Origin of the sequence: uncultured Campylobacter sp. (assembly GCF_937949835.1) — a bacterium.
Classification (GTDB): domain Bacteria; phylum Campylobacterota; class Campylobacteria; order Campylobacterales; family Campylobacteraceae; genus Campylobacter_B.
The window spans coordinates 1-1,803 of record NZ_CALEDC010000097.1 but is presented as its reverse complement, the minus strand read 5'-3'; the positions used below and the strand labels follow the sequence as shown (position 1 = coordinate 1,803).

Genomic DNA, 1,803 nt, shown 5'->3' with positions numbered 1-1,803 from the left:
TTTTAAAATTTTAACGAAGCCCGATTCAAAACTCCGACGAAGCTGAATTATGAAATTTTATCTCGCAAAATTTAGCGTTAAATTCTACCGCCGCACAGAATTTTATTCAAACTCAGAACTTCTCTGGCGAGCAAAATTTCACTTCAATTCAAAATTCCGTATCTGTGCAAAATTCTGCCGCCATGAAGACCACTATAAATTTTGCTGCCGCACCGGATTCGGTGCGTAAACAAAATTCCACCATCGCGCAAAATTTGATCCAAGAGCCGGATTTTGCCGATGGAGAGAATTCCGTTTCGATTCAAAATCTTACTTCAGCGCAAAACTCCATCTCAATTCAAAATTTCGACGCTACCGCGCAAAACCCCATTTCGCAGTCGCTATCTCCACTTCAAATAGGTAAAATTCCAAACCTCACCCTCGCGCAGGAGCAAGCGCGTAAATTTGCCGAAGCCAACGAGACGTCGCTGATTTTCGGCGATACGGGCAGCGGCAAGAGCGAAATTTATATCGCGCTGATCGCGCAGGCGCTCGCTGCGGGCAAGCAGGCGCTGTTTTTGATGCCCGAGATTTCGCTCACGCCGCAGATGACGAAGCGGCTACAGAGCTATTTCGGCGAGCGGCTCGGCGTCTGGCACTCCAAAATTTCGCCCAAAAAAAAGCGCGAAATTTTAGCGAAATTTAACGCGGGCGAGATCAGACTCATCGCGGGCGCTCGCTCGGCGCTGTTTTTGCCCTTTAGCGATCTGGGCCTCATCGTCGTGGACGAGGAGCACGACGACAGCTATAAATCGGCCGCCGCACCGCGCCTAAATGCCCGTGACGCCGCGATTTTCGTCGGTAAGAAGCTTGGCATCCGCGTGGTTTTGGGCTCCGCGACGCCCGCACTTAGCACCTACGCGAAGCAGCCGCACTTCCGCCTGCGCGGCACCTATTTTAGCAGCGCCAAGCGCTTCATTTTTGACGAGAGCGAGACGGGGCTGAGCCCCAAAATTTTAACCGAGATCGGGCGTAGCCTCGAAGCCGGCAAGCAGGCGGTCGTGTTTTTGCCGACGCGCGCGAACTACAAATATATGGTTTGCGAAAACTGCGGGCAGATCGTGCGCTGCCCGTTTTGCGCCGTCGGGATGAGCTATCACGCGGACGCTGCGGCGCTGAAGTGCCATTACTGCGGCTTTAGCACGTTTTATAGGGCGTCTTGCGAAAACTGCGGCGGCGAGGTGATGCAGGCGCGCAAGATCGGCACGGGCGAGCTTGCGGCACAGCTTGCGGCGCGTTTTCCGAGTGCTCGCATCGCAAAATTTGATCGCGACGAGATCACGACGCAGCGCAAGCTTGAGGCGCTACTCAATAACTTCAACGCCCATAAAATCGACATTTTGGTAGGTACGCAGATGCTTAGTAAAGGGCACGATTACCACGGCGTCGATCTTGCGGTGATAATGGGGATCGACGAGCATCTGAGCTATCCCGATTTTAGGGCGCGCGAAAAGACGCTAGCGCTTGCGATGCAGGTGGCTGGCCGCGCGGGCCGCTCGGGGCAGGGCAGGGTCGTCATACAGACGCGTCAGAGCGGCTTTTTTAGGGATTATATCGAAAACTACGATGATTTTTTGCGCGACGAGGCGGAGTTTCGAGAGGGGCTCTATCCGCCGTATATGCGGCTTTTGCGCGTGTTGATCTCGCATAAGAATGAAAAGGCGGCGAGCGAGATAATGAATGTGGCGCTTGAGCTTTTGCGCCGCAAACAGGCGGGAGATAGCGCGTTTGCATCGCATGACGGGCTGGACGCGAGGAGAGCAA

1 protein-coding gene is annotated in these 1,803 nt (G+C 53.9%); it reads left to right on the top strand.

The annotated features are described in order from the left end of the window. Positions 1-182 precede the first annotated feature (182 nt). Positions 183-1,803 (top strand): primosomal protein N' (priA, locus tag Q0256_RS02115; protein ID WP_297959621.1); only part of this gene is annotated, 1,621 nt, incomplete at its 3' end.